The organism is Arenimonas sp. (genome assembly GCF_044348765.1).
Taxonomy (GTDB): Bacteria; Pseudomonadota; Gammaproteobacteria; order Xanthomonadales; family Xanthomonadaceae; genus Arenimonas.
Genome location: NZ_JBIKSE010000122.1, coordinates 1 through 2609, shown reverse-complemented (window position 1 = coordinate 2609; position 2609 = coordinate 1). Strand labels below are relative to the sequence as shown.

Genomic DNA, 2609 nt, shown 5'->3' with positions numbered 1-2609 from the left:
AAGCTAAGTTGGGAGGATATGTGGGGTGGTGGTGATCGCGATTTTGATGATGTGGTGTTGAAGGTCGGTCGCGACAATCATACTTTTTTGATGTCTTTGCCTGAAAATCCTTTGTCGGCTGAATCAGTATTAGATTTTGTCTATGATTCTCAAATAGCTTTGAATATCGTTCTGGATCCAAGTTCAGCGATCTCTCTAGAGCAGCCAAACAAAACGAATAAGGCTTTGGTGACTCTAGTTGGCAAGTCTGATGCTGGAGCTAACGTTTCTTTGCCTGCGTTGTCATTGGTGGCGATCGCTGATAGTAGTGGTGCGTATAAATTTGAAAATGTCACACTTAAGGTGGGGAATAATTCTTTTGCTGTGACAGCATCGGATGCGGCAGGAAATAGTAATGTTAGTAGTCTGGTAATTGAAAGAATTTCTCTATCTATCGCTGCACCAACCGCATTGAACCTGAGCAACAATGTCACGCCTGAGAATGTGGCAATTGGTTCCGTAATTGGGAACTTTAGTTCTGTCGATCCTGATGCAGGCGATACGCATACTTACAGTTTGGCAGCAGGAACGGGTGATGCTGACAATGCTTCCTTTGAAATTATCAACAATGAACTGAAGTGGAAAGAATCACCAAACTTTGAAGTCAAGAATGCTTACTCAATCAGAGTGAGAACAACTGATGCAGGTGGTTTGACTTTTGAACAGGTATTCTCGATTAATGTTCTCAACATTAACGAAGCACCAAAATTCACCAGTACGCCTGTAATTAGCGCTGGTGCTGGCCTTGTCTATACTTACAACATCGCCACCAGCGATCCTGAAAATAGCGATCGCCTGATCACAGGTACAAATATTCCCACATGGCTCACCCTTACTAATAATGGCAATGGCACTGCCACCCTCACAGGCACACCCCAGTTCAACGATGCGGGGCTTTACAACATCCAATTAAAGGTAAAAGAGAGCAGTACTGCTGAGAAGTTTGAAGCATTCCAAAACTTGATTATTGGTGTTGACTCATTACTCACAGAGAATAGTAACTTCAATCCTGAACGGGTGATGAACTTCATCACGCCTGTAGAACCTTCTCTCATTCAGTTCAAGATTAAGAATCTTTCCTTTGATTCTACCGATAAAGTTAGAATAAACGATGCTTTTGAGGTAGCACTTTTAGATGCGGGCGGTAATAATGCTCTTGTTCATACGATCGCCAACGGACAGGACGCATTCATCAACTTTACCGAAGGTGAAATCGTCAAATTTGCCACTGGTGTCACCTACGACAACGCTACAGGACTAGTTACCCTAAACATAGTAGGCATTGCACCTAATACTCCTGTGCAGCTTGTCTTCCGCCTAGTCAACAACGATACAGACACTGCCTCACAGGTTGAAGTTACAAACATCAGTATCACGCCTGCACCTATAGGCACATTACCCCCAGTTCAAAGTAAATTTGCCCTCCGTACCGCCGCGATCGCCGCTCCTAATCCGATTAGCTTCCTCAGCCTTGCCGATGTGACAACCAGTATTCAAGCCAACTATGCGCGTACTAACTTCACCGAAGGTGGCAAAGTACTCACAGCGGAAGTCAATCTAGAAAACATCGGCACATACGCTCTCAATGACCAGCTTGTTCTCGCAGTCAAGAATATTTCTTCCCCTTCCATTGTTCTCCGCAATGCCGATGGTGTCACTCCCGATGGATATGCCTATATCGACTTCAGCAAGTTCCTCCAAAATGGCAACCTAGATCCAACCCAAAAGACCAATCTGGGTGAATTGATCTTCTACAATCCCGACCAAATTCAGTTCACCTATGAATTAGTCGTTCTCGCTAAGATTAATAATGCCCCTGAAATTATTACCAATCCTTTGCTCCCTGGTCGTAATGTTGCGGAGGTCGTTGGCGGCAATGCTTACAGCTATGACGTTAATGCTACCGACAAAGATAGCGATCCCCTTGCCTATAGGCTTCTAGTTGCCCCTGAAGGCATGACTATTAATGCTAATTCTGGCTTGATTGCCTGGAATACAACAACCGCTAATGTTGGCAATCAAAGTATTGTGGTGGAAGTTGCCGATGGACGTGGCGGTACGGATACGCAGTCCTATACTCTCTCAGTAATCGGCACTCCTCCCAATCGCCCACCAATTTTTACCACCGATCCAGTGGTTGATGCCTATATCAATCAGCTTTATACATATGATGCCAATGCGATCGATCCCGATCTTGATGATGTCAGTTTCAATCTGATTATTGGTCCGAATGGCATGACTGTAAACCGCGATACAGGCTTGGTACAATGGACTCCGCCTGCGGCGCTGGTAATTGGAGATACGGTTTTAGGAAGAATTAGTATTCCTGGCGAAAATGATGAGTTCTCTTTCTCAGGTGTGGCTGGTCAAAAAATCTACTACGATTCCCTTAACTATACTGGTGCTGCCGATAAATGGAACTTCAAGATCGTTACACCATCAGGTCGTCAAGTTCTCAGTACCAACTTTGCTTGGGATAGCTGGGGACTAATTACTCTTGATGAAACTGGTAACTATCGGGTGGTAGTTGACGCTGTAAACGATCAAACGGGTAATTATGGTTTCCGTCT

The 2609-nt window shown here is 44.6% G+C and carries 1 protein-coding gene; it reads left to right on the top strand.

Annotation, left to right across the window (positions count from 1 at the left end; genetic code table 11):
- Window positions 1–2609: putative Ig domain-containing protein (locus tag ACIQ0Q_RS09750; protein ID WP_395772740.1), on the top strand; the 2609-nt coding region annotated here is incomplete at both ends.